Origin of the sequence: Streptomyces sp. NPDC000348 (genome assembly GCF_042898795.1) — a bacterium.
Taxonomy (GTDB): Bacteria; Actinomycetota; Actinomycetes; order Streptomycetales; family Streptomycetaceae; genus Streptomyces.
Genome location: NZ_JBIAZD010000004.1, coordinates 145957 through 170588 on the forward strand (window position 1 = coordinate 145957; position 24632 = coordinate 170588).

Genomic DNA, 24632 nt, shown 5'->3' on the forward strand with positions numbered 1-24632 from the left:
CCGGGCGGCCGGCCGTCGGCGTGCCCGGCCGTGCCGGACGGTCCGGGCATCCGATGACCCGCCCCCCGCTCGTTCCCCCCGGTACGGCCTCAGCCGGTGCGGGTGTCCACCCGGATCAGCAGGGCCAGGTGGTCGGAGACGCCGGTGTCGCGCACCCGGCACCCGAGCACGGGCAGTCCGGTGAAGAGGTAGTCCAGCTTGTGCCGCGAGACATGCGTCGCCCGCGCCGCTCCGGGCCCGTCGGGCTCCTGGTCGCACTCCCGGTGGACGCGGTACGGCCGGTCCGGCCACACCCAGGAGTCGGGGTTGTCCTCTCCCGGCGGATCCACGTTCAGGTCTCCGCCGTAGACGGTCCGCTGTTCGGGCACCGCGCCCACCAGTGCGTTCAGCTGGTCGTCGCGGAGTTCCCGGCCGGGGTCGGACCGGTCGCTCCGGGGCGGGCTGAGATGGGCGGCGCACACCCTGACGTCGTGCGCCGCGATCGACGTGCAGAGGATGCCGCGCCGCACGCCGACCGAGGGCTGCCGCGAAGGCACCGTGCGCACGGCGGACAGGGGGTACGCCGAGAGCACGGCACGACCGGCGGGCCCCGCCGCGCCGCACCGCACCGTGCCCGTACGTCCGGTGCCGTCGCTCCAGGTGTAGGGGTGGAACGCGGTGTGCCAGGCGGGGCCCAGGTCTCTGCGCACCGCCTCCACGTCCGTGGCGCAGGCTTCCTGCAGCAGGATCACCTCCACTCCGAACCGGGTGGCGAGACGCTTCAGTTCCCGTTTCTTCGCGGCACGGCTCCCGGTGCCCGCGCAGTTCCACTCCCGTACCCCGCACATGTTCCAGGTCGCCGTGCTCAGTGTCCGGGGCGAAGCGGGGAAGCGGGAAGGGCCCGCCGTCTGCACGACGGCCACCGTGCCCACGAGTCCCACCAATGCCGCCGAGGCAGCCAGGTACCGGCCCTTGCGACGCCTGCGTTCGGAGGGCGGGGACGGGGAGACGGTGCGCGGCATCCGTACATGATCTCCGATCGGAAAGTGGCACCGCACCATGTCTGATGCAGCAGCGAAGGGCCGGCAGGTCATCCAGGGGATCGACGCCTCCGGTCCCTGCCCCGTCGAGTACCGGTTCGCCCACGCGAGGAACGGCAACCGGCACCTGACCGTCGTCTTCGCCAACATCTTCGCGCCGGACGACTACGGGTGGGCCACCGGTGTCTTCGACAGCCTCCGGTCGAACATCCTCTGGATCCGTGACCTGTTCGACGGTCGGAACACCTACTACCTGTGCAAGGGGATGGACTTCTCCGTCGAGAGATCCGTCATCGGACTCATCTCGAGGGTCATGACGTCCCTGGGACTGACACCCGGCGATGTCACCCTGTGGGGGAGTTCCAAGGGCGGCAGCGCGGCCCTCTACTTCGGGCTGAGGTACGGGTTCGGGAACATCGTCGCCAGTGTGCCCCAGCTGCGGATCGGCACGTTCGTGCGCGACGTCTACCCCGAGGTCGGCCGTCACATGCTGGGCGAGACGATGCCGGACGACAACGTCGGAGTCCTCGACGCGGTACTGCCCGAACTGCTGGCGTCCGGTGCGAACCCCGAGGCCAACATCTACCTGGTGTCCTCGCCGCAGGATGAGCAGTACGGCACCCAGGTGGAGCCGTTCCTGGGACTGCTGCAGCGCTACCGCAACTTCAACTTCGTCTTCAGCGAGTCCCCCTTCATCACCGGGCACGGAAAGGTGACCCAGCGCAACACGCCCCCTCTGCTGGGCATCGCCTACCTGCTCGTCGAGGGCATCGCCCCGCGTCTGGGCCTCACCCGTCACGGGTACGAGGAGCCGGACGCCGACAGGTCGGGTATCGAGGCCTATCTCAGGTCGACGTCCGTGGTGCAGGAGTCGTTCGCCGCACCGGTCGTCACCCTGCCCGAAGCGCGGTCCGTGCTGCCGCCCGAGGCGGTCCGCTTCGCGGGCCGCGCGCCCGGAGCGGTCCGCGTGAGCATCTGGCAGAACGGCACGTACCTGGCGTCGGCTCCGGTCGGCCCCGACGGTGGCTGGACCTGGGACCGGGGCAGCCAGTGGGGGACGGGCGAACACCTGGTCAGACTCTTCGCCGTCGACCCCAACGGCTACCAGTCCGAGCGCACCGACGTCCGGTTCACCGTCGCACGGTACGTCACGGTGCGGACGTGACCGGAGCCGACTCTCCCGCGCCGTCGCGTCCTTCCCGGCGGCGAGCGCCACGGCCGGTGTGACAGCCGCAGGGCACCGAGTACGCGACCCGTCACGGGAGGTACCTGTCGCCCGCCTTCCGAGACACAACAGGAGTGGAGTTCGCACATGTCCAAAGCACCCCCGAAGGGACGGCAGCTGCTCACGGGCATCGAGGCGTCCGGGACCTTCCCGGTGGAGTACCGGTTCGCCCACGCGCAGAAGGGCAACCGCCATCTGGTCGTCGTCTTCGCGAACTTCGCCGCGCCCGGTGACTACGGCTGGTCCAACGGCGTGTTCGACAAGCTCCGGGCGAACATTCTCTGGATCCGTGACAAGTTCGAGGACAACCGGAGCTACTACCTGTGCAAGGAGATGGACTTCTCCTTGGAGCAGTCCGTCGTCACCCTCATATCCAAGGTGATGAATGCTCTCGACCTGACCCCGGACTCCGTCACCCTGTGGGGCGGTTCGAAGGGCGGCAGCGCGGCCCTCTACTTCGGTCTGAAGTACGGCTTCCGCAACATCGTCGCCATCGCGCCGCAGTTCCTGGTCGGCACGTACGTCCGGGACGTGCATCCGGGCGTCGCCCGGTTCATGCTCGGCGAGGGCGTGCCCGAGCAGAACGTGCGGATCGTGGACGCGCTCATCCCGGACCTGCTGCGTGCGGGGGCCAACCACACGGCCAACATCTACCTGGTGTCCGCGGCTCAGGACGACCAGTACCCCACGCAGGTGGAACCCTTCCTGGGGCTCTTCCGGCACTACGAGAACTTCAACTTCATCTTCAGCGACTCCCCCCACATCGCCGACCACACCCAGGTGGCGGGGCGCAACGTCCCCGTCCTGATGGGCATCGCCAACTTCCTGATCGACGGGATCGCGCCGCGCCTGGGCCACGTGCGCAACGGGTACGAGGAACCCGACCGGGACCGGCAGGCCATCACGTCGTACCTCTCCGCCACGTCGGTGGTGAGGGGCCCGGAGTTCCCGCCGCCGGTGATCACCGCGCCCGCCTTCCAGGAGGAGGTGCGCAGGGACGCCGTGCGGCTGACGGGCCACGCCCGCGGTGCCGTCCGTGTGATCGTCTGGGAGCACGGCAAGTACCTGGGGCAGACCGACGTCGGCGCCGACGGCACCTGGTCCTGGGAACTGGGCAGGGCCTGGAGCACGGGCAGGCATCCGGTGAAGGTGTACGCGGTGGACGCGGCGGGCTACCAGACCGAGCGGACCGAGGTGAACTTCACGGCGGTCGAAGCACCCACCGGGGGCGCCGCTGCGCCCGCGTCCGGGACGGCCGGCACGGACTGGGGCTCCGGGGTGTCGACGGTCGGGCGGAGCTCCGGGGCACCGGTGGTGCTGGAGCCGGTGGCCCACGAGCAGGTGATGGACCCCAGGGTCGTGTTCACCGGGTCCGCCACGGACGCCGCGCAGGTCGGGTTCCGGGAGAACGGTGTGTTCCTGGGCGGCGTCGCGGTCGCCCCGAACGGCACCTGGTCGTGGGAGTCGGGCTGGGCCTGGAGCCCGGGCACGCACCTCGTCGACGTCTTCGCCGTGCACGCCTCGGGAGCGGAGTCCCCGGTCACACAGCTTCCCTTCACCGTCATGGACGTCGCGTCCATGGGGGCGAGGGACGTCTACTACGGCGGAATCCACTGAGGGAACGGAGGAGGGCCCCCGCGCACCGCGGAGGCCCTCCTCAGTCGCGTACGGCCGTCACGCCGGGACCGAGGCCACCCCGGGCTTCAGGAACCGCTTCCCGTTCACCCGCTCCGACACGCCCTCGCGGTCCAGGTACGGCGTGATGCCGCCCAGGTGGAAGGGCCAGCCGGCGCCGGTGATCAGGCACAGGTCGACGTCCTGGGCCTCGGCGACGACGCCCTCGTCGAGCATCAGGCCGATCTCCTGGGCCACCGCGTCCAGGACGCGGGTGCGGACCTGCTCCTCGGTGAGGACGGTGTCGCCCTGCTTCAGCAGCGCTGCGACCTCCGGGTCCAGCTCGGGCTTGCCGCTGTCGTAGACGTAGAAGCCGCGCTTGCCCGCCTCGACGACCGCCTTGAGGTTCGGGGAGACCGTGAAGCGGTCCGGGAAGGCCCGGTTCAGGGTCTCGGAGACGTGCAGGCCGATCGCCGGGCCGACCAGCTCGAGGAGGACCAGCGGGGACATCGGCAGGCCGAGCGGCTCCACCGCCTTCTCCGCGACCTCGACCGGCGTGCCCTCGTCGATGACGTTCTGGATCTCGCCCATGAAGCGGGTCAGGATGCGGTTGACCACGAACGCCGGGGCGTCCTTGACCAGCACCGCGGTCTTCTTCAGCTTCTTGGCGACGCCGAACGCCGTGGCCAGCGAGGCCTCGTCCGTCTGCTCGCCGCGGACGATCTCCAGGAGCGGGAGGACCGCGACCGGGTTGAAGAAGTGGAAGCCGACGACCCGCTCGGGGTGCCTCAGCTTCGACGCCATCTCCGTCACGGAGAGGGAGGAGGTGTTCGTCGCCAGGATCGCGTGCGCCGGGGCGACCGCCTCGACCTCGGCGAACACCTTCTGCTTGACGCCCATCTCCTCGAAGACCGCTTCGATGACGAAGTCGGCGTCCGCGAAGCCCTCGGCCTTGTCCAGCACACCCGAGACCAGCGCCTTGAGGCGGTTGGCCTTGTCCTGGTTGACGCGGCCCTTGCCGAGCAGCTTGTCGATCTCGGCGTGGACGTAACCCACACCCTTGTCGACGCGCTCCTGGTCGATGTCGGTCAGCACGACCGGCACCTCCAGGCGGCGCAGGAAGAGCAGGGCCAGCTGCGACGCCATCAGGCCGGCGCCGACGACACCGACCTTGGTGACCGGGCGGGCCAGGTTCTTGTCCGGGGCGCCCGCGGGACGCTTGCCGCGCTTCTGCACCAGGTTGAACGCGTAGATGCCGGAGCGCAGTTCACCGCCCATGATGAGGTCGGCGAGCGCCCGGTCCTCGGCGTCGTAGCCCTGCTGGAGGTCGCCGTTCCGGGCGGCGGCGATGATGTCCAGCGCGCGGTAGGCGGCCGGGGCGGCGCCGTGCACCTTGGAGTCGGCGATGAAGCGGCCCTTGGCGACGGCCTGGTCCCAGGCCTCACCGCGGTCGATCACCGGACGCTCGACGACGATCTCGCCCTTGAGGACGGCCGCCGTCCAGATCAGCGACTGCTCCAGGAAGTCCGCGCCCTCGAAGATCGCGTCCGCGATGCCGAGTTCGTGGACCTGCGCGCCCTTGAGCTGCTTGTTCTGGTTGAGGCTGTTCTCGATGATGACCGAGACGGCCTTGTCGGCGCCGATCAGGTTCGGCAGCAGGGTGCAGCCGCCCCAGCCGGGGACCAGGCCGAGGAAGACCTCGGGCAGCGAGAACGCCGGGACGGCCGCCGACACCGTGCGGTAGGTGCAGTGCAGACCGACCTCGACGCCACCGCCCATGGCGGCGCCGTTGTAGTACGCGAACGTCGGCACGGCCAGCTTCGACAGCCGCTTGAAGACGTCGTGGCCGCCCTTGCCGATGGCCAGCGCGTCCTCGTGCCGCTTCAGCAGCTCGACGCCCTTGAGGTCGGCGCCGACCGCGAAGATGAACGGCTTGCCGGTGACGCCGACGCCGACGATGTCGCCGTCCGCGGCCTCCTTCTCGACCCGGTCGATCGCGGTGTCGAGGTTCGCCAGCGACTGCGGGCCGAGCGTGGTCGGCTTGGTGTGGTCGTGGCCGTTGTCGAGGGTGATGAGCGCGAAGCGCCCGGCCCCCAGGGGGAGGTCGAAGTGGCGTACGTGCGCGCTGGTGACGACCTCGCCGGGGAACAGCTCGGCCGCACCCTTCAGAAGCTCTGCGGTGGTGCTCACTTGTCCCCCTCGAAGTGCGGGTTCTCCCAGATGACCGTCGCGCCCATGCCGAAGCCGACGCACATGGTGGTCAGGCCGTAGCGGACCTGCGGCTGCTCCTCGAACTGGCGGGCCAGCTGCGTCATCAGACGGACGCCGGAGGAGGCCAGCGGGTGGCCGAAGGCGATGGCGCCGCCGTACTGGTTGACGCGCTCGTCGTCGTCGGCGATGCCGTAGTGGTCCAGGAAGGCGAGGACCTGGACGGCGAAGGCCTCGTTGATCTCGAACAGGCCGATGTCGGAGATGGACAGGCCCGCCTGGGCCAGCGCCTTCTCCGTGGCCGGGATCGGGCCGTAGCCCATGACCTCGGGCTCCACACCCGCGAAGGAGTAGGAGACCAGGCGCATCTTGACCGGGAGCCCGTTCTCGCGGGCGAAGTCCTCGGAGGCGATGACCGAGGCGGTGGCGCCGTCGTTCAGACCGGCCGCGTTGCCGGCGGTGACCCGGCCGTGCACGCGGAACGGGGTCTTGAGGTTCGCCAGGTTCTCCAGGGTGGTGCCCGGGCGCATCGGCTCGTCGGCGGTGACCAGGCCCCAGCCCGTCTCGCCGGCCTCCTCGTTGGTGCGGCGCACCGAGACCGGCACCAGGTCGGCCTGGATCCTGCCGTTGGCGTACGCCTTGGCGGCCTTCTCCTGGGAGCGGACCGCGTACTCGTCGGCGCGCCGCTTGGTGATCTGCGGGTAGCGGTCGTGCAGGTTCTCCGCGGTCATGCCCATGAACAGGGCGGACTCGTCGACCAGCTTCTCGCTCACGAAGCGCGGGTTGGGGTCCACGCCCTCGCCCATCGGGTGGCGGCCCATGTGCTCGACGCCGCCCGCGATGGCGACGTCGTACGCGCCGAAGGCGACGGAGCCGGCCACCGTGGTGACGGCGGTCAGGGCGCCGGCGCACATGCGGTCGATGGAGTAGCCCGGGACCGAGGTGGGCAGGCCCGCGAGGATGCCGGCCGTGCGGCCGATGGTCAGGCCCTGGTCGCCGATCTGCGTGGTCGCGGCGATGGCGACCTCGTCGATCCTCTTCGGGTCGAGACCGGGGTTGCGGCGCAGCAGCTCCCGGATCGCCTTCACGACGAGGTCGTCGGCGCGGGTCTCGTGGTAGATGCCCTTCGGGCCCGCCTTGCCGAACGGGGTACGGACGCCGTCGACGAAGACGACGTCCCTGACGGTACGAGGCACGATGGCTCTCCTCCAGGGTGCGGGACGCTGAGCGCTTGCTTACGGGTCATGCTACTTGTGGGTAACGTGACTGCACAGTCCCGCCGCCTGGAGCGGCGAACATCACACGTACGGCGGCGTCCGGTGAGGGGTTCTCCCGCCCCCGCCGCCCCTTCCCGTCCCGAACCCGGGGCTCCGCCCCAGACCCCGCTCCTCAAGCGCCGGAGAGGCTGAAAATCAGCCTCTCCGGCGCTTGAGGAGCGGGGGTCCGGAAGCACCGCCCCCGGGGGACGGGGACGGGAAGGGGCGGCGGAGGCGGATCACGGTGGGGCAGTGGAGCCCCGGGGCGTCAGCACGGGGGTCGGTACGGGGTGGGACCCCGGTCCCTCCCCGCTGATGACGCCGAACAGCGTTCGGGCCACCTCCGCCCCGAACCCGTGGACGTCATGGCTCATCGCCGACAGCGTCGGATGCGTCAGCCGGCACAGCTGCGAGTCGTCCCACGCCAGCAGCGACACCTCGTCCGGCACCCGCAGCCCCATCTCCGCCGCCACCGACAGCCCCGCCACCGCCATGATGTCGTTGTCGTACACGATCGCCGTCGGCCGGTCGCCCGGCGCGGCGGTCAGCAGCGAGCGGGTGGCCCGCGCCCCCGCGTCCCCGGAGAAGTCCGTGGCCACCTGCCAGGCCCGCGCCGGCGGCTCCAGCGCCCGCACCGCCTCGTCGAACGCGGTCGTGCGGATCGAGGTGTGCCCGAGCGCCGCCGCGCCGCCCACCCGGGCGATCCGCCGGTGCCCGAGCGCCGCCAGGTACCGCACCGCCTCGGTCACGGCCGTGGCGTCGTCCGTCCACACGGAGGTCAGCCCGCCCGTCAGCGACGGGTGCCCGACGGCCACCGCCGGCAGGCCCAGCCGCTCGGCCACCGCCGGGCGGGGGTCGCCGGCCCGGAAGTCCACCAGGATCGACCCCCCGATCTGCCGGCCCCTCCACCACGACTCCATCAGCCCGACCTCCTCGTCCGGGCTGCGCACCAGCCGCAGCAGCAGCGAGCAGGACCGCTCGACCAGGACGCTCTCCACCCCGGAGACGAACTCCATGTAGAACGGCTCCAGGCCGAGCAGCCGGGCGGGCCGGCACACCGCGAGACCCACCACGTCCACCCGCGACCCGGCCAGCGTGCGCGCCGTCGGACTCGGCGCCCACCCCAGCTCCCGCGCCGCCCGGAAGATCCGGTCGCGGGTCGCCTCCGACAGACCGGGTTTCCGGTTGAAGGCCAGGGACACGGCCCCCTTGGACACGCCGGCGCGCGCGGCGACGTCCTTGATGGTGACGCGGGGGGTCGGCGTTGCCGTCATCGAGTGGGCTCCACGCAGTACAGGGCGCAACGGGCGGTTTCCGGGTCCGGAGTCTTCCAGCCCCGCACCCCGATGGTCACCTCTTCGCCGGGCAGCAGGGTCACCAGCCCCCGGTCGGCCACCGCCTCCGGATCCAGCCGGTCGGCCTGGAGCAGCAGGTCCCGTACGAGGGTGCGGGCCGTGACCGTGATCCCGCCCGGCGCGAGCGCGACCTCGAACTCGGGCCGCGGGTACGGGATCTCCCGGTCCGGCACCGGGAAGTGCAGCGCCCGCGGACCTCCCCCGCTCCCGGCCCCGCCCGAGCGGGGCGACCCCCATGCGTCGGCGACCAGGAACTCCTTCGGGCCGGCCGGGACCAGGCCGGCCGGCACCTCGACCACCGCCACGGTCCGCCCCTCGGCGGCCAGCACCGGGGCCGCCTCCCCGGTCACCGTGCCGTCGACGGACATCCGGCGCAGCCGCAGCGTGCCGTGCCAGGCCTCGGCGGACTGGTTGACCGCGGCCACCACCAGCCCCTCGCCGTCCGCGCGCACGGTCAGCAGCCGGTCCGCGTACAGCCGCCGCAGCTCGTGGTAGAGCGGCTTCTCCCGCCCGTCCCCGTCGATCGCGGCCCACGAGGTCACCGGCCAGCAGTCGTTGAGCTGCCACACCACCGTGCCCGCGCACACCGGCCAGTGCGAGCGCCAGTGCTCGATCCCGGCGGCGATCGCGCGTGCCTGGTTGACCTGCGTCAGGTAGTGCCAGCGGTCGAAGTCCCCCTCCGGCACGGCGAAGTGGCGGGCAAGCCCGCGCTCCAGCTTGCCGTTGCCGTCGTCCGCCTTCTGGTGGTGCAGCATGCCGGGGGAGTCCGGGGCGAGCTCCTCCCCGGGCAGCGCCCGCCGCAGCGTGGCGTGCGCGGGCGGCGCCTGCCAGCCGAACTCGGCGACGAAACGCGGCACGTGGAGGCGGTAGTCGGCGTAGTCGGTGCGGTTCCACACCTCCCAGGAGTGGTGCGTGCCGTGCGCCGGGTCGTTGGGGTGGTGCAGCCAGGACCCGGACCAGGGGCTGCCCGCCGTGTACGGCCGCGTCGGATCCGACTCGGCCACCACGCGCGGCAGTACGCCCAGGTAGTACCCCTCGCCCCAGGAGTCCCCGGCCAGCCCCGGCTCCCAGTCCCAGTCCCGGAACCCCCACAGGTTCTCGTTGTTGCCGTTCCACAGCACCAGTGAGGGATGGGGCATCAGCCGGACGACGTTCTCCCGGGCCTCCGCCTCCACCTCCCCGCGCAGTGGCTGCTCCTCGGGGTAGGCCGCGCACGCGAACGGGAAGTCCTGCCAGACCAGCAGCCCCAGCTCGTCGCAGGCGTCGTAGAAGTCCTCGCTCTCGTAGATCCCGCCGCCCCAGACGCGGACCAGGTCCACGCCCGCGCCGGCCGCCTGCTCCAGCCGCCGACGGTAGCGCTCACGGGTGATCCGGGACGGGAAGACGTCGTCCGGGATCCAGTTGACGCCCCGCGCGAACAGCCGCTCCCCGTTGACGACCAGGGTGAACCCGGTGCCGTGGGCGTCGGCCGAGGTGTCCAGCTCCACCGTCCGGAACCCGATCCGGCGCCGCCACGAATCCAGCTCCTCCTCGCCGTCGAGCAGCGTCAGCTCCAGGTCGTGGAGCGGCTGTCCGCCGTAGCCCCGGGGCCACCACAGCCGTGCGTCCGGCACCCGCAGGCGCACCGTCCCCCGGGTGCCGTCGATCCGCGCGCGGGCGCGCACGCCGCCGACGGCCGCCTCCACGGTGAGCGGCGCCTCGACCCGGGAGCGCTCCACGTCGACCGCCAGCTCGACCTGCCCCACGCCGTCCTCCACGGTGACCAGGGGGCGCACCCGGGCGATCCGGGCCGTCGACCAGTGCTCCAGCCGCACCGGCCGCCAGATGCCGGCCGTCACCAGCGTCGGCCCCCAGTCCCAGCCGAACGAGCAGGCCATCTTGCGCACGTACTGGTACGGCTCGGCGTACGCCCCCGGCCGCTCGCCCACCGCGCCGCGCACCGCCTCCGCCTCGGCGTAGGCGGACGCGAACCGCACGGTGAGCCGCCCGCTCAGCCCCGTCACGTCGAAGCGGTACGAGCGGTGCATGTTCCGCACCCGGCCCAGCGTCCGGCCGTCGAGCAGGACCTCGGCGACGGTGTCGAGACCGTCGAAGACCAGATCCGTCCGCTCGTGCGCGCCCGCCGCGGCGGTCAGCCCGGTCTCGTACGTCCAGTCCCGCCGGCCCACCCACGCCACCTCGGCCTCGTTCCGGCCGAGGAACGGATCGGGGATCAGCCCGGCCGCCAGCAGATCGGTGTGCACGCACCCCGGCACCGAGGCGGGGAGCGCGTCCCCCGTGCCGTCCGGGTGTCGCAGGGTCCATCCCTCGGTGAGCGGTGTGACCTGACGCATGCACACTCCCTAAACCGGTCGAGTGGTGTCTGGGCAAGGTTTTGGCATCGTTGGCGGAATAGAGACTTTACCGGTTCAGTGAGGTGCTGCCAGAGTGCCGAACCAGCCAACCCACTCGTGCTCGTCCGCCCCGTGAACGGAGCTGGTGCACATGAACCGCCGCAAGGTACTAGCCGGACCGATCGCCGTCCTCGCCCTGCTGGCATCCGCCTGCACGGGTTCGGGAGGCTCCTCGAAGGGCGCGGACGCCGAGGCCCCCGACGACCCGTCGAAGGTCAGGGGCTCCCTCACGGTCCTCACCCACCGCACCGACCTGGTGCAGGACGGGACGATGAAGAAGTACGCCGCCGAGTTCAACAGGACCTACCCCGGTGTGAAGGTCGAGTTCGACGGCCTCACCGACTACGAGGGCGAGGTCAAGATCCGCATGAACACGGAGAACTACGGCGACGTCCTCATGATCCCGGCGGTCATTGAGAAGAAGGACTACCCGAGGTTCTTCGCCTCCCTCGGCACCGCGGAGGAACGCGGCGCCAAGTACCGCTTCACCGACTACTCCACCGTCGACGGCAAGGTGTACGGCCAGAGCCCCCTCGGGGTCGTCCCCGGCTTCCTCTACAACAAGAAGGTGTGGAGCGAGGCCGGCGTCACCGACTGGCCCACCACCCCGGCCGAGTTCCTCGACGACCTCGAGGCGATCGGATCGAAGACCGACGCGGTGCCGTACTACACCAACTTCAAGGACATGTGGCCGCTGACCCAGTGGACCAACGTCAACGGCTCCGTCGGCTGCGACACGGGCGCCACCACGGAGCTCGCCGAGGGCGACCCGTGGGCCGAGGGCGCCGACCTGCGCGTCGGCGACACCCTGCTCCACGACATGGTGCGCGGCGGCCTCGTGGAGAAGGACCCGACCACCACCAACTGGGAGGCGTCCAAACCCAAGCTGGCCAAGGGCGAGATCGCCACCATGTGGCTCGGCTCCTGGGCGGTCGTCCAGATGCGGGCCGCCGCCGAGCAGGCCGGCGCCGACCCCGACGACATCGGCTTCATGCCCTTCCCCGCGCAGAAGGACGGCGCCTTCTGCGCGGTGACCTCCCCGGACTACCAGCAGGCCGTCAACGTCAACTCCGACAACAAGGAAGCCGCCCGCGCCTGGATCGACTGGTTCACCGACAAGTCCGGCTACGCGGAGGCCAACCTCGCCCTGTCGCCGCTCAAGGACGCCCCGCTGCCCGACATCCTCGAGCCGTACGAGGAGAAGGGCGTCAAGCTGATCGACCTCGACGACGCCAAGGGCGCCGAGGTCAAGTCCATCGACAACCAGTCCGAGGTCGGCATCTACAAGCCCGACTACCGCCAGGAACTCGTCGACCTCGCCCGCGGCGCGCGCAAGGGCGGCCTCGACGACTTCTTCGGCGACCTCGGCGAGCGCTGGGCCGAGGCGCGGAACTCGCTGGGGTCCTGATGACGGACACCACCCGCAAGGCGGCGCGGCCGGACACCCCGGCCGCGCCCGCCGGGGCGAAGCGTGCCGCGCCCGCCCCGCGCCGCACCCGGCTGGCGCTCCGCCTCACCCCGTGGCTCTTCCTGATCGCCCCGCTGGCCCTGCTCCTGACCTTCACCTACGCGCCGATCGCCAACATGATCGCGTACAGCTTCACCGACTGGGACGGCATCAGCCCCGGACTGAACTGGACCGGCGCCGAGAACTACACCGAACTCCTCACCCGCTCCGAGCTGTTCGAGGTCTTCTTCGTCAGCGGCTACTACCTGGCCGCGTCCGTGGTGCAGATCGTCCTCGCCCTCTACTTCGCCACGGTCCTCAGCTTCGACATCCGCTTCCGGAACTTCTTCAAGGGCGTGCTGTTCTTCCCGTACCTGATCAACGGGGTGGCGATCGGCTTCGTCTTCCTCTACTTCTTCCAGGACGGCGGCACCCTCGACTCCGTACTGCGCCTCCTCGGCGTCGAGTCCGACCACGCCTGGCTGGGCACGCCGTTCTCCGCGAACACCTCACTCGCCGGCGTCTCCGTCTGGCGCCACCTGGGCCTGAACTTCGTCCTCTTCCTCGGCGCCGTCCAGTCCATCCCGGGCGAGCTGTACGAGGCGGCCGAGATCGACGGGGCGAGCCGCTGGCACCAGTTCCGGCACATCATCGCGCCCGGCATCAAGCCGGTACTGAGCCTGAGCGTCGTCCTCTCCGTCTCCGGCTCGCTCTCGGTCTTCGAGATCCCGTACATCATGACCGGCGGTGCCACCGGCACCGAGACGTTCGTGATCCAGACCGTGAAGCTGGCCTTCCAGTTCAACAAGACCGGGCTCGCCTCGGCCGCCGCCGTCGTCCTGCTGCTGATCGTCCTGGCGGTCACCTGGGTGCAGCGGCGCATCGTCCCCGACGAAAAGGTGGATGTGGTATGACCCGCCGCACCGTGGCCCGCGCGTCGGTGTACCTGTCGCTGATCCTCGCGGCGCTCGTCGTGCTGCTGCCGCTCACCGTGGTCTTCCTGACCTCGCTGAAGTCGTCCGGGGAGATGGCGAACGGCAGCGGAGCGCTGGCCCTGCCCGACGACCCGCTGAACTTCGACAACTACGTGACGGCGTTCCGGGACGGCCGGATGCTGTCCGCGTTCGGCAACACGGCGGTCGTCCTGGTCGTCGCCGTCGGCGGCACGATCCTCATCGGCTCGATGACGGCGTACGCGATCGACCGTTTCCACTTCCGCTTCCGGAAGCCGGTCGTCGCCCTGTTCCTGCTCGCCGCGCTGGTCCCCGGGGTGACCACCCAGGTGGCGACCTTCCAGATCGTCAACAGCTTCGGCATGTTCGACAGCCTGTGGGCGCCGATCGCGCTCTACATGGGCACGGACATCGTGTCGATCTACATCTTCCTGCAGTTCATCCGTTCCATCCCGGTCTCCCTGGACGAGGCGGCCCGCCTGGACGGGGCGGGCGCCTTCACGATCTACCGCAAGGTGATCCTCCCGCTGCTCAAACCGGCGATCGCGACCGTGGTCATCGTGAAGGGGATCACCGTCTACAACGACTTCTACATCCCCTTCCTCTACATGCCCTCCGAGGACCTCGGCGTGATCTCGACGTCCCTGTTCCGCTTCAAGGGCCCCTTCGGCGCGCACTGGGAGACCATCTCGGCGGGCGCGGTCCTGGTCATCCTCCCCACCCTGCTCGTCTTCCTCTTCCTCCAGCGCTTCATCTACAACGGCTTCACGAGGGGGGCGACGAAGTAGGGGGCTCACCGCGCCGGGAGGCGCAGGGCCAGTACGGCGACGTCGTCGTCGTTGTCGACGGTCAGCTGGTCGGCGAGCAGGGTGTCGCAGAAGGCCTCCAGAGGGCGGCGGACGGCCGCCGAGGCGTGGTGACGCAGCCGCTCCAGACCGACGGTCAGGTCCTCCTCCCGGCGCTCCACCAGCCCGTCGGTGTACAGCAGCAGGGTCGAGCCGGGCGGCAGCGGCTCCACGGCGCCGGTGTACTCGGGCCGCTGCTCCGGCCCCTGGGTGACGACGACGCCGATCGGGGCGGGGTCGAACATCTCGAGCCTCATGAGGCCTCCACCTGCCCGCACCCGGGAGCGAACGCGGCGGGCAACGTGTGCCCAGTACCCCGCTCCCGGGTTCCGACGCGCGTGCGGCGCGTACGCGGTGGGTCAGCGCGCCGTCTGCGTGTGGACGTACTCCACGAGACGGGTCAGGGCGTCCGGGTCGGTGGACGGCATGACGCCGTGGCCGAGGTTGAAGACGTGGCCCTCCAGACCGGCGGCCGTGTCCAGGACCTCCCGCGCCTTGGTCTCGACCGCCTCCCGGCCGGCGAACAGCACGGTCGGGTCCAGGTTGCCCTGGAGCGCCTTGCCGGGGCCGACGCGGCGGGCGGCCTCGTCCAGCGGGACGCGCCAGTCGACGCCCACGACGTCCGCGCCGGCCTCGCCCATGAGCCCCAGCAGTTCACCGGTGCCGACGCCGAAGTGGATGCGCGGGACGCCGTGGCCGGCCACCGTGTCGAACACCTTCGCCGAGGCGGGCAGCACCGAGCGCCGGTAGTCGGCCGGGGAGAGCGCGCCGGCCCAGGAGTCGAAGAGCTGGACGGCGGAGGCGCCGGCCGCGATCTGCACCTCGAGGAACGCGGCCGTGATGTCGGCGAGGCGGTCGAGCAGGTCGGCCCAGAGCCCGGGGTCGCCGTACATCATCGCCTTGGCGTTCTCGTACGTACGGGACGGGCCGCCCTCGACGAGGTAGCTCGCGAGGGTGAACGGGGCGCCCGCGAAGCCGATCAGCGGGGTGGACCCGAGCTCGCGGGTCAGCATGCCGATCGCCTCGGTGACGTAGGAGACGTCCTCGGGGGTGAGGTCGCGTAGCCGGGCGAGGTCGGCGCGGGTGCGCACCGGCTGCTCGACGACCGGGCCGACGCCGGGCTTGATGTCGAGGTCGATGCCGATGGCCTTGAGGGGGACGACGATGTCGCTGAAGTAGATCGCCGCGTCGACGCGGTGGCGGCGCACCGGCTGGAGCGTGATCTCGGTGACCAGGTCGGGGCGCATGCAGGAGTCGAGCATCCCGACGCCCTCGCGGACCTTGCGGTACTCCGGCAGTGAGCGCCCGGCCTGCCGCATGAACCACACCGGTGTGTGCGGCACGGGCTCGCGCCGGCACGCCTTGAGGAAGGCCGATTCCTGGACTGCGTCGTTCCTGACGGGAGGGGTGGTCGCGGTCGGCGTCTGGCCCGTCGGGCTTGCGTTGGCACTCACACCGGCAAGTCTCGCACGACCCGCCGGCACGCCCGGACCCCAGGGCCCGCGGGGCGGGATCCGGACACCCCCGGGCGGCGCGGGTGTCCCTCCCTGCGCCGGGGGCCCGTTCCGCTTAATCTTCCCCGCATGGCTGCGGCTCAGGGACGACTGTCGGACGGCGCTGGCGGAATGGACGAACGGAAGGAGACCGGAGGGGACCCCGGACAGGGGGGTACGGGGGGTGCGCCCCCACCGCCCTTCCGGGCCGCGGTCGAGGCGCTGCGCGGTGCGCGGCTGCGGCCGCGGATCGAGGTGGATCCCGCGCCGGCCCCGAAGCGGCTCGCCCCGTACGCGTACGCGCTGGAGGCGGCGGTCGTCGACGGCGAGGAGGACCTGGCCGACGGCCGGCTGGTGCTGCTGCACGACCCGGCCGGACACGACGCCTGGCAGGGCGCCTTCCGCCTGGTGACGCTGGTGCGCGCGGAGCTGGAGCCGGAGATGGCGGCGGATCCGCTGCTGCCGGAGGTGTGCTGGTCCTGGCTGACCGGCGCGCTGGCGGCGCGCGGACTGGCGTGCGGCGAGCCGAGCGGCACGGTGACCCGTGCGAGTTCCCACTACTTCGGCGGGCTGTCCGCGCGGCCCGCCGCCTCGCAGATCGAGATCCGGGCCTCCTGGACGCCCCGGGAGGGCCTGGGCGGGGTTCCGGACACGGCCGCCCACCTGGTCGCGTGGTCCGATCTGCTGGCGCAGGTCGCGGGGCTGCCGCCGGCCGCTCCGGGGGACGCGTCCGTGGTGACGCTGCCGCAGCGGAGGGGACCGCAGTCGCGCTGAGCCTCCCGCGGGTGCTCCCGGCGGTCGCCGACGCCCGTCTCTTTGTCGACACGGCCACTTTCGGAAGCGTTGCGACGTAGATCGAAACCGTTCGGTCTTCGAATGATCGCTCGCGCGTCCGAATTGCCCGGATTGTTACTCATCACTTCGTGATCATTCGTTAAAGGACGCCAGGTTTATTGCCGAAGACGACTGTGACCTTGAAAGCATGGTTCGTCCCGGCTTCACCCCCCACGAACCGGCCCCGTCCCGCACCCAGGAGGCCTGGTGTCCGTTCTCCTCGAGCAGCCCGCAAGCCTGGTCGCCTACCGCCCGAACAAGCCGACCGCCATGGTGGTCGTGGCCGACCCGCGCGTCCGTTCCACCGTCACCCGCCATCTGTGGGCGCTCGGTGTACGCGATGTCATCGAGGCCTCGTCCGTCGCGGAGGCTCGTCCCCGCATCGGCAACCCCCGCGACATCTGCGTCGCCGAAGTCCACCTGCCGGATGGTTCCGGCCTCACCCTCCTCTCGGAGACCCGCGCGGCGGGCTGGCCCAACGGCCTCGCCCTCTCCGCGGCCGACGACATCGGCGCCGTGCGCAACGCCCTCGCCGGCGGAGTGAAGGGTTACGTCGTCACCGGCACCCGCACCAACCTCGGGCTCCCCACCCGTCCCGGTGCCGCACCCATCGGCGCCGCCGCCGCACGCCTGCACCGCCGCCCCCCGGGTGCCCCGAGCCACCCGGGCGGCTACCGGGAACTGTCCGGCCGCGAGGTCGAGGTGCTGCGGCTGGTGGCGGAGGGCCAGTCGAACAAGGCGATCGGCGTCTCGATGGGCCTGTCCGCACTGACCGTCAAGAGCCACCTCGCCCGCATCGCCCGCAAGCTCGGCACGGGCGACCGCGCCGGCATGGTGGCGGTGGCCCTGCGCACCGGCATCATCCACTGACCGCATCCCCCCGCCCCGTTCCGCCCCGCCCACGGGTTCACGAACACGATCTTTCCTCCTTCTGACCGGAATACGACCCACCGGCGCCCGTCACGGAACACGACCGTCGACGGGCGCCTTCGTGACACGGATACCCTTGACAGGTGACCGACGCCCACGACACCGCAGCAGACCGTTCACTGCGCACCACCGGAGGCGCCCCTCCGGACGACGGCGGATCTTCTGCTACGGAGGCGCCGATCCCCTTGCTCGAACCGCGCGAGGGCATTCCGCCCGTGATCGCGGACGAGGCCGGCCTCGCCGAGGTGGTCGCCGCCTTCGCCGCGGGCAGCGGCCCCGTCGCCGTGGACGCCGAGCGCGCCTCCGGCTACCGCTACGGCCAGCGCGCCTACCTCGTCCAGCTGCGCCGCGAGGGCGCCGGGACCGCGTTGATCGACCCCGTCGCCTGCCCCGACCTGTCCGGTCTCGGCGAGGTGCTGTCCGGCGTCGAGTGGGTGCTGCACGCCGCCACCCAGGACCTGCCCTGCCTCCGCGAGATAGGCATGGTGCCCACCCGTCTCTTCGACACCGAGCTGGCCGGACGCCTCGCCGGGTTCCCCCGGGTCGGGCTCGGCGCGATGGTCGAGAACGTGCTCGGCTTCGTCCTGGAGAAGGGCCACTCCGCCGTCGACTGGTCCACCCGCCCGCTGCCCGAGCCCTGGCTGCGCTACGCCGCCCTCGACGTCGAGCTCCTGGTCGACCTGCGCGACGCGCTGGAGAAGGAGCTGGACCGGCAGGGCAAGCTGGACTGGGCCCGGCAGGAGTTCGACGCGATCGCCTCGGCACCGCCGCCCGAGCCCCGCAAGGACCCCTGGCGGCGCACCTCCGGCATGCACAAGGTGCGCCGGCGCCGGCAGATGGCCGTCGTGCGGGAGCTGTGGCAGACCCGCGACCGGATCGCCCGGCGCCGGGACGTCTCCCCCGGCAAGGTGCTCTCGGACGCGGCGATCGTGGAGGCCGCGCTCGCCCTCCCGGCCAACCTCCACGCCCTCGCCGCGCTCAACGGGTTCGGGCAGCGCGTGGGGCGGCGCCAGCTGGAGCAGTGGCAGGCGGCCGTCGACCGGGCGCGGGAGCTGGGCGAGGACCGGCTGCCCCAGCCCGGCCAGCCGGTGACCGGCCCTCCGCCGCCGCGCGCGTGGGCCGACAAGGACCCGGCGGCGGCGGCGCGGCTGTCCGCGGCGCGGGCGGCGGTCGGCGCGCTCGCCGAACGGCTGAACATGCCGCCGGAGAACCTGATCACGCCGGACACGGTGCGCAGGGTCTGCTGGGAGCCGCCGGCGGTGGTGAACGCCGAGTCCGTCGGGGCGGCTCTCGCCGAGCACGGGGCCCGTCCGTGGCAGGTGGAGCAGGTCACCCCGGTGCTGGTGGCGGCACTGTCCGCGAAGGGGGCGTAGCGGGACCGTGCCGCGGTCCCTGGGCGTGGCGGGCCGTGCCGCGCTTCCTGGGCGTGGCGGGCCTTGCTGCGGTTCCTGGGCGTGGCGGGCCGTGCCGCGCTTCCTGGGCGTGGCGGGCCGTGCCGCTGTCCCGGAGCGTGGTGGACCGCGCCGCTGTCCCTGGGGCGCGGCGGACCGTGCCGCTCTCTCTGGGACAGTGGCGGATCCCGCCGCTGTCCCTGGGGCGCGGCGGATCCCGCCGCTACCCCCAGCCCGGCCGCGCCCGCCGGCCGAAGAGGACGCCGCGCGGCTCGGGCGGCGGCGGTGTGCCCGGGCGCAGCGGCCAGGCGAGCAGCATGCCGGCCACGAAGCCGACGACGTGCGCCGCGTACGCCACCGTCCCGGCGTCGGTGACCCCCTCGCCGGACGAGTACACCGCCTGGAGCACGAACCACAGGCCCAGCACGATCCAGGCCGGCAGCCGCAGCGGCAGGAAGATCAGGAACGGCACCAGCACCCAGACGCGCGCCTTCGGATACAGCACCAGATAGGCGCCCAGCACCCCGGCGACGGCCCCGGAGGCGCCGATCAGGGGCTCGCCCGAGCCGGCGTCGAGCAGGGCGAAGCCGTACGAGGCGGCGTACCCGCAGACGAGGTAGAAGAGCAGGAAGCGGATGTGCCCCATCCGGTCCTCGACGTTGTTTCCGAAGACCCACAGGAAGAGCATGTTGCCCAGCAGGTGCAGCCAGCCGCCGTGCAGGAACATCGCCGTCAGGACGCTCAGCTCCGGCGACTTGTCGTAGCCCGGCGCGCCGATCACGCACCCCGGCCCCTGCGGGCCCACCCCGGTGCCGCCGGTGGGCACCAGGTCCGGCATCCGGTGGTGGATCAGCTCCCGCGGCACCACCGCGTAGCGGTCCAGGAACGCCTGGAGGCGGCACAGGTCGGCCAGATCGCTCCCACCGGTCAGCGAACCGACGACACCCGGCGTGAGGGCGACGAAGACGACGACGTTGGCGGCGAGGAGCGCGTACGTCACCCAGGGGGTGCGCCGCGCGGGATTCACGTCATGGACGGGGATGACCACATCCCCCTTGTGCCCGGGCGGCGGCCGGTGAATCAGCGGCGCCGCTGAACACCGCCGTCCGCCCGCGCGTATGACTCGTCGACCGCCCGCGGCGCGGGGAAGGGGCCGCCGGGCCGATGGGGAGGAACAGCCGATGAACGACCGAGTGCCCACCGCGATGCACGCGCTGCCCGACGGCGAGGCCGAACTCACGCTCGTGGTGCGCCTCCCGTGGGAGGACGTCGCCCGGCTCGGCCAGGAGGCGGCGCGGCTCGCCGCGCAGACGCGGCGGCCGGTGACGCTGGACGAGGCGGTGAGCCATCGGCTGCGCTCGGTGCGGGGGGCCGCGCACGCGAAGCCGGCGGTGTCGGCGCCGGTGCCGGACGCCAACGCGTCGGTGTCGTCGTTGCCGGCCCGCCCGCCGGCCGAGCAGGCCCGGCAGGCGATCGAGAGGATCAACGGGACGGCGTGAGGGTCCGCCGGGCGGCGCCGCAGGGATGCGGCCGCCGTACGGGGTGCCGGCCGTGTGCGGCCGGTCGCGCGGTTCCCCGCGCCCCTTCCAGGGGCGTCGCACCGCCCCTCTTCACATGGTCGCCCGGATTCTCGCCGCCGCCTTCCTGGCCGCCACCAGGACCGGGTCCCAGACCGGGGAGAACGGCGGGGCGTAGCCCAGGTCCAGGGACGTCATCAGGTCCACCGTCATGCCGGCCGTGAGGGCGACCGCCGCGACGTCGACGCGCTTGCCCGCGCCCTCGCGGCCGACGATCTGGACGCCGAGGAGGCGGCCGGTGCGCAGTTCGGCGAGCATCTTCACCGTCATGGGGGAGGCGTTCGGGTAGTAGCCCGCGCGGCTGGTCGACTCGATGGTGACCGCCTCGAAGCGCAGGCCCACGCGGCGGGCGTCCTTCTCCCGCAGCCCGGTGCGCGCGATCTCCAGGTCGCACACCTTGCTGACCGCCGTACCGACCACGCCCGGGAAGGTGGCGTAGCCGCCGCCGACGTTGGCGCCGATGACCTGGCCGTGCTTGTTGGCGTGCGTGCCCAGCGGGATGTGCCGCTGCTGCCCGGAGACCAGGTCGAGGACCTCCACGCAGTCGCCGCCGGCCCAGACGTTCTCGTGCCCGCGCACCCGCATCGACCGGTCGGTGAGCAGTCCGCCGTGTTCCCCCAGGGGAAGCCCCGCGGCCCGTGCCAGGGCCGTCTCCGGGCGCACCCCGATGCCGAGCACGACGACGTCCGCCGGGTACTCGGCGTCCTCGGTGGCGACCGCCCGCACCCCGCCGTCGTCCCCCGTGAGCAGCCCGGTGACCTCGGCGTCGTTCACCATGGTGATGCCCATGCCCTCCATGGCCCGGCGCACCAGGCGCCCCATGTCGGGGTCGAGGGTCGCCATCGGCTCCTCGCCGCGGTTGACGACCGTCACCTCGTAGCCGCGCTTGATCATCGCCTCGGCCATCTCCACGCCGATGTACCCCGCCCCGACGACCACCGCGCGGCGCCCGCGCGTGCGGGACAGCGTGTCGAGGAGGGCCTGTCCGTCGCCGAGGGTCTGCACGCCGTGCACCCCGGGGGCGTCCATGCCGGGCAGGTCCGGGCGGATCGGCCGCGCACCGGTCGCGATCACCAGTTCGTCGTACGACGTCCAGGACTCGGCGCCGGAATCGACGTCCCGCGCGCGTACCCGCCCCCGGTCGAGGTCGAGTTCCACGACCTCGGTGCGCAGCCGCAGATCGATGTCCCGCGCGCGGTGCTCCTCGGCGGTGCGCGCGATCAGCCGGTCCCGCCCGGGGACGTCACCGCCCACCCAGTAGGGGATGCCGCACGCCGAGAAGGAGGTGAAGCGGCCGCGTTCGAACGCCACGATCTCCAGCTCGTCCGGACCCTTCAGCCGGCGGGCCTGTGACGCCGCGGACATCCCCGCGGCGTCACCGCCGATCACCACCAGGCGTTCCCGCGCACCGCGCGCCTCGCTCATGTTCATGTGAACACGCTACGGGGGCGGGGGATTTCGAGTCCGCTCGAGGGTCCCTCAGCCCTCCCCGTCCCCGCCGGACGCCCGGCGGGGCGCCGACGACGGCACCGGCGGGGCCGCCGGCAGCGGGCCGGGGGCGCCCGTCACGGGCGCCGGCTCCGGCCGCCGCGGCAGCCGGGGACGTACGGCCTTCCGCCACAGCAGGACGAGCAGCGCCGCCACCGCCGCGAACGGCAGCACCGCGCCGATCGCCACCGCCAGCCAGCGCAGCATCGTCACGAACGCGTCCCAGCCGCCCGCGAGGGCGTCCGTGAAACCGGGATCGCCGTCCTCTGCGGCCTCCTCCGCCGGAGCCTCGGACAGGGACAGGGTGACGGTGGCCAGGCCCGTGCGGTCCTTCAGGGACGCCTGCCGGGCGAGCAGCGCCTCCAGGTCGGCCTGACGGCTGCTCAGCTCGCCCTCCAGGGTGACCACGTCACTGAGCCTGGTGGCCCGGTCCATCAGCTCGCGGATACGGGCCACGCTGGCCCGCTGGGTCGTGATCCGGCTCTCCACGTCGACCACCTGGTCGGTGACGTCCTGCGCCTTGGCGCTGCGTTCGAGGAGCTCGCCCGTGCCCTCCAGGGCGGCGAGGACCTCGTCGTACTTCTCCACGGGCACGCGCAGCACCACGCGGGTGTGTTCACGGCCCTCCTCGTCCCGGTCGGTGGTCTCGTCGCCGACGTAGCCGCCCGCTGCCCCGGTCGTCGTCCGGGCCTCGTCCAGGGCCTTCGGGACGTCCTTCACCCGCACGGTCAGGGAGGCGGTGCGGATGATGTGGTTCGCGGTGGTCCTCGGCGGCGCGGTCGCCCGCGCGCCGTCCGCCGCGCCGCCGGGGGCTCCCTGCTTCGCGTCCTCCTGGGCGGCCTGTCCCTCCGCCGGCGCGGCGGCGGCCTTGTCGGCGGCCGACGAGCCGCCGGAGTCGTCCCCCGCGGCGCTGCACCCGCCGGTGGCGAGGGCCGCCGCCAGCAGCACCCCGGCCAGGGTGTGGGCGGGTCGTACGGATCGTCGTGCGCGCATGTGGGGCTCCCCCGTGTGGTGATGACCGACGTTCCTTCGACGCGCGAGGGGTGCGGGACGTTGGCGCCGGACGGTCCCGATGCGGTCACGGTGGGGACTCGACAGGGCCACATGGCCCTGTCGGGAGTGCCGGTGGCGTTTGAGAGGGTGGGGTCATGAGCGGATCACATGCGGGCTCCGGGCGGCACGTCGTCGTCGGAGCCGGAATCGCCGGGCTGGCCGCCGCCCACCGGCTGCGGGCGCACGGGGCGCGGGTCACCGTGCTGGAGGCCTCGGACCGGGTCGGCGGCAAGCTGCTGCCGGGAGAGATCGCGGGCGCGCGCGTCGACCTCGGCGCCGAGTCGCTGCTGGCCCGCCGCCCCGAGGCGGTGGGCCTCGCCCGCGAGGTGGGCCTCGCCGACCGGCTCCAGCCGCCCGCCACCGCCACCGCCTCGCTGTGGACCCGGGGAGCCCTGCACCCCATGCCCAAGGGGCACGTCATGGGCGTGCCCGGCACCGCCGAAGCCCTCGCCGGCGTCCTGTCCGACGAGGGACTGGCCCGGATCGGGCGCGACGCCGACCTGCCCCGCACCGAGGTCGGCGACGACGTGGCGGTCGGTGAGTACGTGGCGGCGCGCGTCGGCCGCGAGGTCGTCGACCGCCTGGTGGAACCCCTGCTCGGCGGGGTCTACGCGGGCGACGCGTACCGCATCTCGATGCGCTCGGCGGTGCCGCAGCTCTTCGAGGCCGCCCGCACCCACACCTCCCTCACCGAGGCGGTCCGCGGGATCCAGGCCAGGTCCGCCGCCGCGCCGCAGGCGGGTCCCGTCTTCACGGGCATCGCGGGCGGGGTGGGCACCCTCCCGCTCGCGGTCGCCGACGCGCTGCGGGCGGGCGGCGCGGAGATCCTCACCGGCACACCGGTCACGGAGCTGCGCCGGGAACCGCGGGACGGCTGGCGGGTCGTCGCCGGGGACCGCGTCCTGCACGCCGACGCGGTCGTCGTCGCCGTCCCCGCCCCGGCCGCCGCCGGCCTGCTGCGCGCCGAGGCGCCCGGCGCCGCCGCCGAACTCGCCGGCGTCGAGTACGCCTCCATGGCGCTGATCACCCTCGCCTACCGCCGCGCGGAGACCGATCTGCCCGGGGGCAGCGGATTCCTGGTGCCGCCCGTCGACGGGCACACCATCAAGGCCTCCACCTTCGCCTCCGCCAAGTGGGGCTGGATCGCCGACGAGAACCCCGACCTGGTCGTCCTGCGCACCTCCGTGGGCCGCCACGGCGAGACGGAGATCCTCCGCCGCGACGACGACGGCCTCGTGGAGGTCTCCCGGCACGACCTGAAGGCCGCCGTCGGCCTGGACGCCACCCCGGTCGCCACGCGCGTCACCCGCTGGGAGAACGGCCTGCCCCAGTACCCCGTCGGCCACCACGCGCGCGTGGCCCGCGTCCGCGAGCACCTCGCGGGCCTCGCCGGTCTCGCCGTGTGCGGCGCGGCCTACGACGGCGTCGGCGTCCCCGCGTGCATCGCGAGCGCGTACGCCGCCGCCGACCAGATCCACGGTGACCTGCGCGCTGTGCAGCAGCTCACCGCCCACCCGGTGCAAAGCCTCCACGGAGGAGCAGGAGAATAAG

20 protein-coding genes are annotated in these 24632 nt (G+C 72.4%); 10 read left to right on the plus strand and 10 right to left on the minus strand.

The features are described from left to right. Window positions 1-89: 89 nt before the first annotated feature. The gene (locus ACFY3N_RS10285; RefSeq protein ID WP_390816173.1) at window positions 90-1001 is read right to left on the minus strand and encodes an endonuclease/exonuclease/phosphatase family protein; all 912 of its coding nucleotides are present in this window, start codon (window positions 999-1001) and stop codon (window positions 90-92) included. Between the two features lie 37 nt (window positions 1002-1038). Here ACFY3N_RS10285 and ACFY3N_RS10290 point away from each other — a divergent pair, with 37 nt between their 5' ends. Further along, window positions 1039-2184, plus strand: a complete 1146-nt coding sequence (locus tag ACFY3N_RS10290; protein ID WP_390816174.1) for a hypothetical protein — start codon at window positions 1039-1041, stop codon at window positions 2182-2184. 147 nt (window positions 2185-2331) lie between these two features. Further along, window positions 2332-3861, plus strand: a complete 1530-nt coding sequence (locus tag ACFY3N_RS10295) for a hypothetical protein (protein WP_390816175.1) — start codon at window positions 2332-2334, stop codon at window positions 3859-3861. Between the two features lie 57 nt (window positions 3862-3918). Here the strand turns inward: ACFY3N_RS10295 and ACFY3N_RS10300 are convergent, their stop codons facing one another. The 4 genes from ACFY3N_RS10300 to ACFY3N_RS10315 all read right to left on the minus strand — a co-directional run bounded on the left by ACFY3N_RS10300 (window position 3919) and on the right by ACFY3N_RS10315 (window position 11010). Then, window positions 3919-6048 (minus strand): 3-hydroxyacyl-CoA dehydrogenase NAD-binding domain-containing protein, encoded by a 2130-nt coding sequence (locus ACFY3N_RS10300; protein WP_390816176.1) that lies wholly within the window; start codon window positions 6046-6048, stop codon window positions 3919-3921. After that, entirely contained in the window at window positions 6045-7262 is a 1218-nt protein-coding gene (locus ACFY3N_RS10305; protein WP_390816177.1) for a thiolase family protein, read from the minus strand. The genes ACFY3N_RS10300 and ACFY3N_RS10305 overlap by 4 nt, the downstream gene beginning before the upstream one ends. A 299-nt stretch (window positions 7263-7561) precedes the next feature. Further along, window positions 7562-8596 carry a LacI family DNA-binding transcriptional regulator gene (locus ACFY3N_RS10310; RefSeq protein WP_390816178.1) on the minus strand — a complete coding sequence of 345 codons (1035 nt, stop codon included), beginning with the start codon at window positions 8594-8596 and terminating at the stop codon, window positions 7562-7564. Beyond that, entirely contained in the window at window positions 8593-11010 is a 2418-nt protein-coding gene (locus tag ACFY3N_RS10315; RefSeq protein ID WP_390816179.1) for a glycoside hydrolase family 2 protein, read from the minus strand. The genes ACFY3N_RS10310 and ACFY3N_RS10315 overlap by 4 nt, the downstream gene beginning before the upstream one ends. A 151-nt stretch (window positions 11011-11161) precedes the next feature. Between ACFY3N_RS10315 and ACFY3N_RS10320 the strand changes: the two genes are divergently transcribed. Genes ACFY3N_RS10320 through ACFY3N_RS10330 form a run of 3 tightly spaced genes read left to right on the plus strand, consistent with a single transcriptional unit; the run spans window position 11162 to window position 14258 of the window. Continuing rightward, the gene (locus tag ACFY3N_RS10320; RefSeq protein WP_390816180.1) at window positions 11162-12478 is read left to right on the plus strand and encodes an ABC transporter substrate-binding protein; all 1317 of its coding nucleotides are present in this window, start codon (window positions 11162-11164) and stop codon (window positions 12476-12478) included. Next, window positions 12478-13431, plus strand: coding sequence for a carbohydrate ABC transporter permease (locus ACFY3N_RS10325; RefSeq protein ID WP_390816181.1), 954 nt, complete (start codon window positions 12478-12480; stop codon window positions 13429-13431). The genes ACFY3N_RS10320 and ACFY3N_RS10325 overlap by 1 nt, the downstream gene beginning before the upstream one ends. Next, a complete protein-coding gene (locus ACFY3N_RS10330; protein ID WP_390816182.1) occupies window positions 13428-14258 on the plus strand; it encodes a carbohydrate ABC transporter permease in 831 nt (276 codons plus the stop codon). Before ACFY3N_RS10325 ends, ACFY3N_RS10330 begins: the two co-directional genes overlap by 4 nt. Window positions 14259-14263: 5 nt before the next feature. Here ACFY3N_RS10330 and ACFY3N_RS10335 read toward each other — a convergent pair whose 3' ends face one another. Next, the gene (locus tag ACFY3N_RS10335; protein ID WP_390816183.1) at window positions 14264-14572 is read right to left on the minus strand and encodes a SpoIIE family protein phosphatase; all 309 of its coding nucleotides are present in this window, start codon (window positions 14570-14572) and stop codon (window positions 14264-14266) included. Window positions 14573-14674: 102 nt separating this feature from the next. Then, window positions 14675-15769 (minus strand): uroporphyrinogen decarboxylase, encoded by a 1095-nt coding sequence (gene hemE / locus ACFY3N_RS10340; protein WP_390816184.1) that lies wholly within the window; start codon window positions 15767-15769, stop codon window positions 14675-14677. Between the two features lie 129 nt (window positions 15770-15898). On the opposite strand from hemE, the gene ACFY3N_RS10345 reads away from it, so the two are divergent. From ACFY3N_RS10345 to ACFY3N_RS10355, 3 genes are all read left to right on the plus strand, one after another. Continuing rightward, window positions 15899-16582: a DUF3000 domain-containing protein gene (locus ACFY3N_RS10345; protein ID WP_390816185.1), complete on the plus strand. Its 684-nt coding sequence runs from the start codon at window positions 15899-15901 to the stop codon at window positions 16580-16582. 267 nt (window positions 16583-16849) lie between these two features. Then, window positions 16850-17512, plus strand: a complete 663-nt coding sequence (locus tag ACFY3N_RS10350; protein WP_004923664.1) for a response regulator transcription factor — start codon at window positions 16850-16852, stop codon at window positions 17510-17512. Between the two features lie 143 nt (window positions 17513-17655). Next, window positions 17656-18945 carry a ribonuclease D gene (locus ACFY3N_RS10355; protein WP_390816186.1) on the plus strand — a complete coding sequence of 430 codons (1290 nt, stop codon included), beginning with the start codon at window positions 17656-17658 and terminating at the stop codon, window positions 18943-18945. Window positions 18946-19186: 241 nt separating this feature from the next. Here the strand turns inward: ACFY3N_RS10355 and ACFY3N_RS10360 are convergent, their stop codons facing one another. Beyond that, window positions 19187-20011, minus strand: coding sequence for a rhomboid family intramembrane serine protease (locus tag ACFY3N_RS10360; protein WP_390816187.1), 825 nt, complete (start codon window positions 20009-20011; stop codon window positions 19187-19189). Window positions 20012-20144: 133 nt separating this feature from the next. Between ACFY3N_RS10360 and ACFY3N_RS10365 the strand changes: the two genes are divergently transcribed. Beyond that, window positions 20145-20462, plus strand: a complete 318-nt coding sequence (locus ACFY3N_RS10365; protein WP_390816188.1) for a hypothetical protein — start codon at window positions 20145-20147, stop codon at window positions 20460-20462. A gap of 111 nt (window positions 20463-20573) precedes the next feature. Here ACFY3N_RS10365 and ACFY3N_RS10370 read toward each other — a convergent pair whose 3' ends face one another. Together ACFY3N_RS10370 and ACFY3N_RS10375 are read right to left on the minus strand one after the other, a co-directional pair. Beyond that, complete coding sequence (locus ACFY3N_RS10370) at window positions 20574-21971, minus strand: FAD-dependent oxidoreductase (RefSeq protein ID WP_390816189.1); 1398 nt, start codon at window positions 21969-21971, stop codon at window positions 20574-20576. A gap of 48 nt (window positions 21972-22019) precedes the next feature. Next, a complete protein-coding gene (locus ACFY3N_RS10375) occupies window positions 22020-23021 on the minus strand; it encodes a DUF4349 domain-containing protein (protein WP_390816191.1) in 1002 nt (333 codons plus the stop codon). A gap of 155 nt (window positions 23022-23176) precedes the next feature. Here ACFY3N_RS10375 and hemG point away from each other — a divergent pair, with 155 nt between their 5' ends. Next, window positions 23177-24631 carry a protoporphyrinogen oxidase gene (gene hemG, locus ACFY3N_RS10380; RefSeq protein ID WP_390816192.1) on the plus strand — a complete coding sequence of 485 codons (1455 nt, stop codon included), beginning with the start codon at window positions 23177-23179 and terminating at the stop codon, window positions 24629-24631. The last annotated feature ends 1 nt before the right edge of the window (window position 24632 follow it).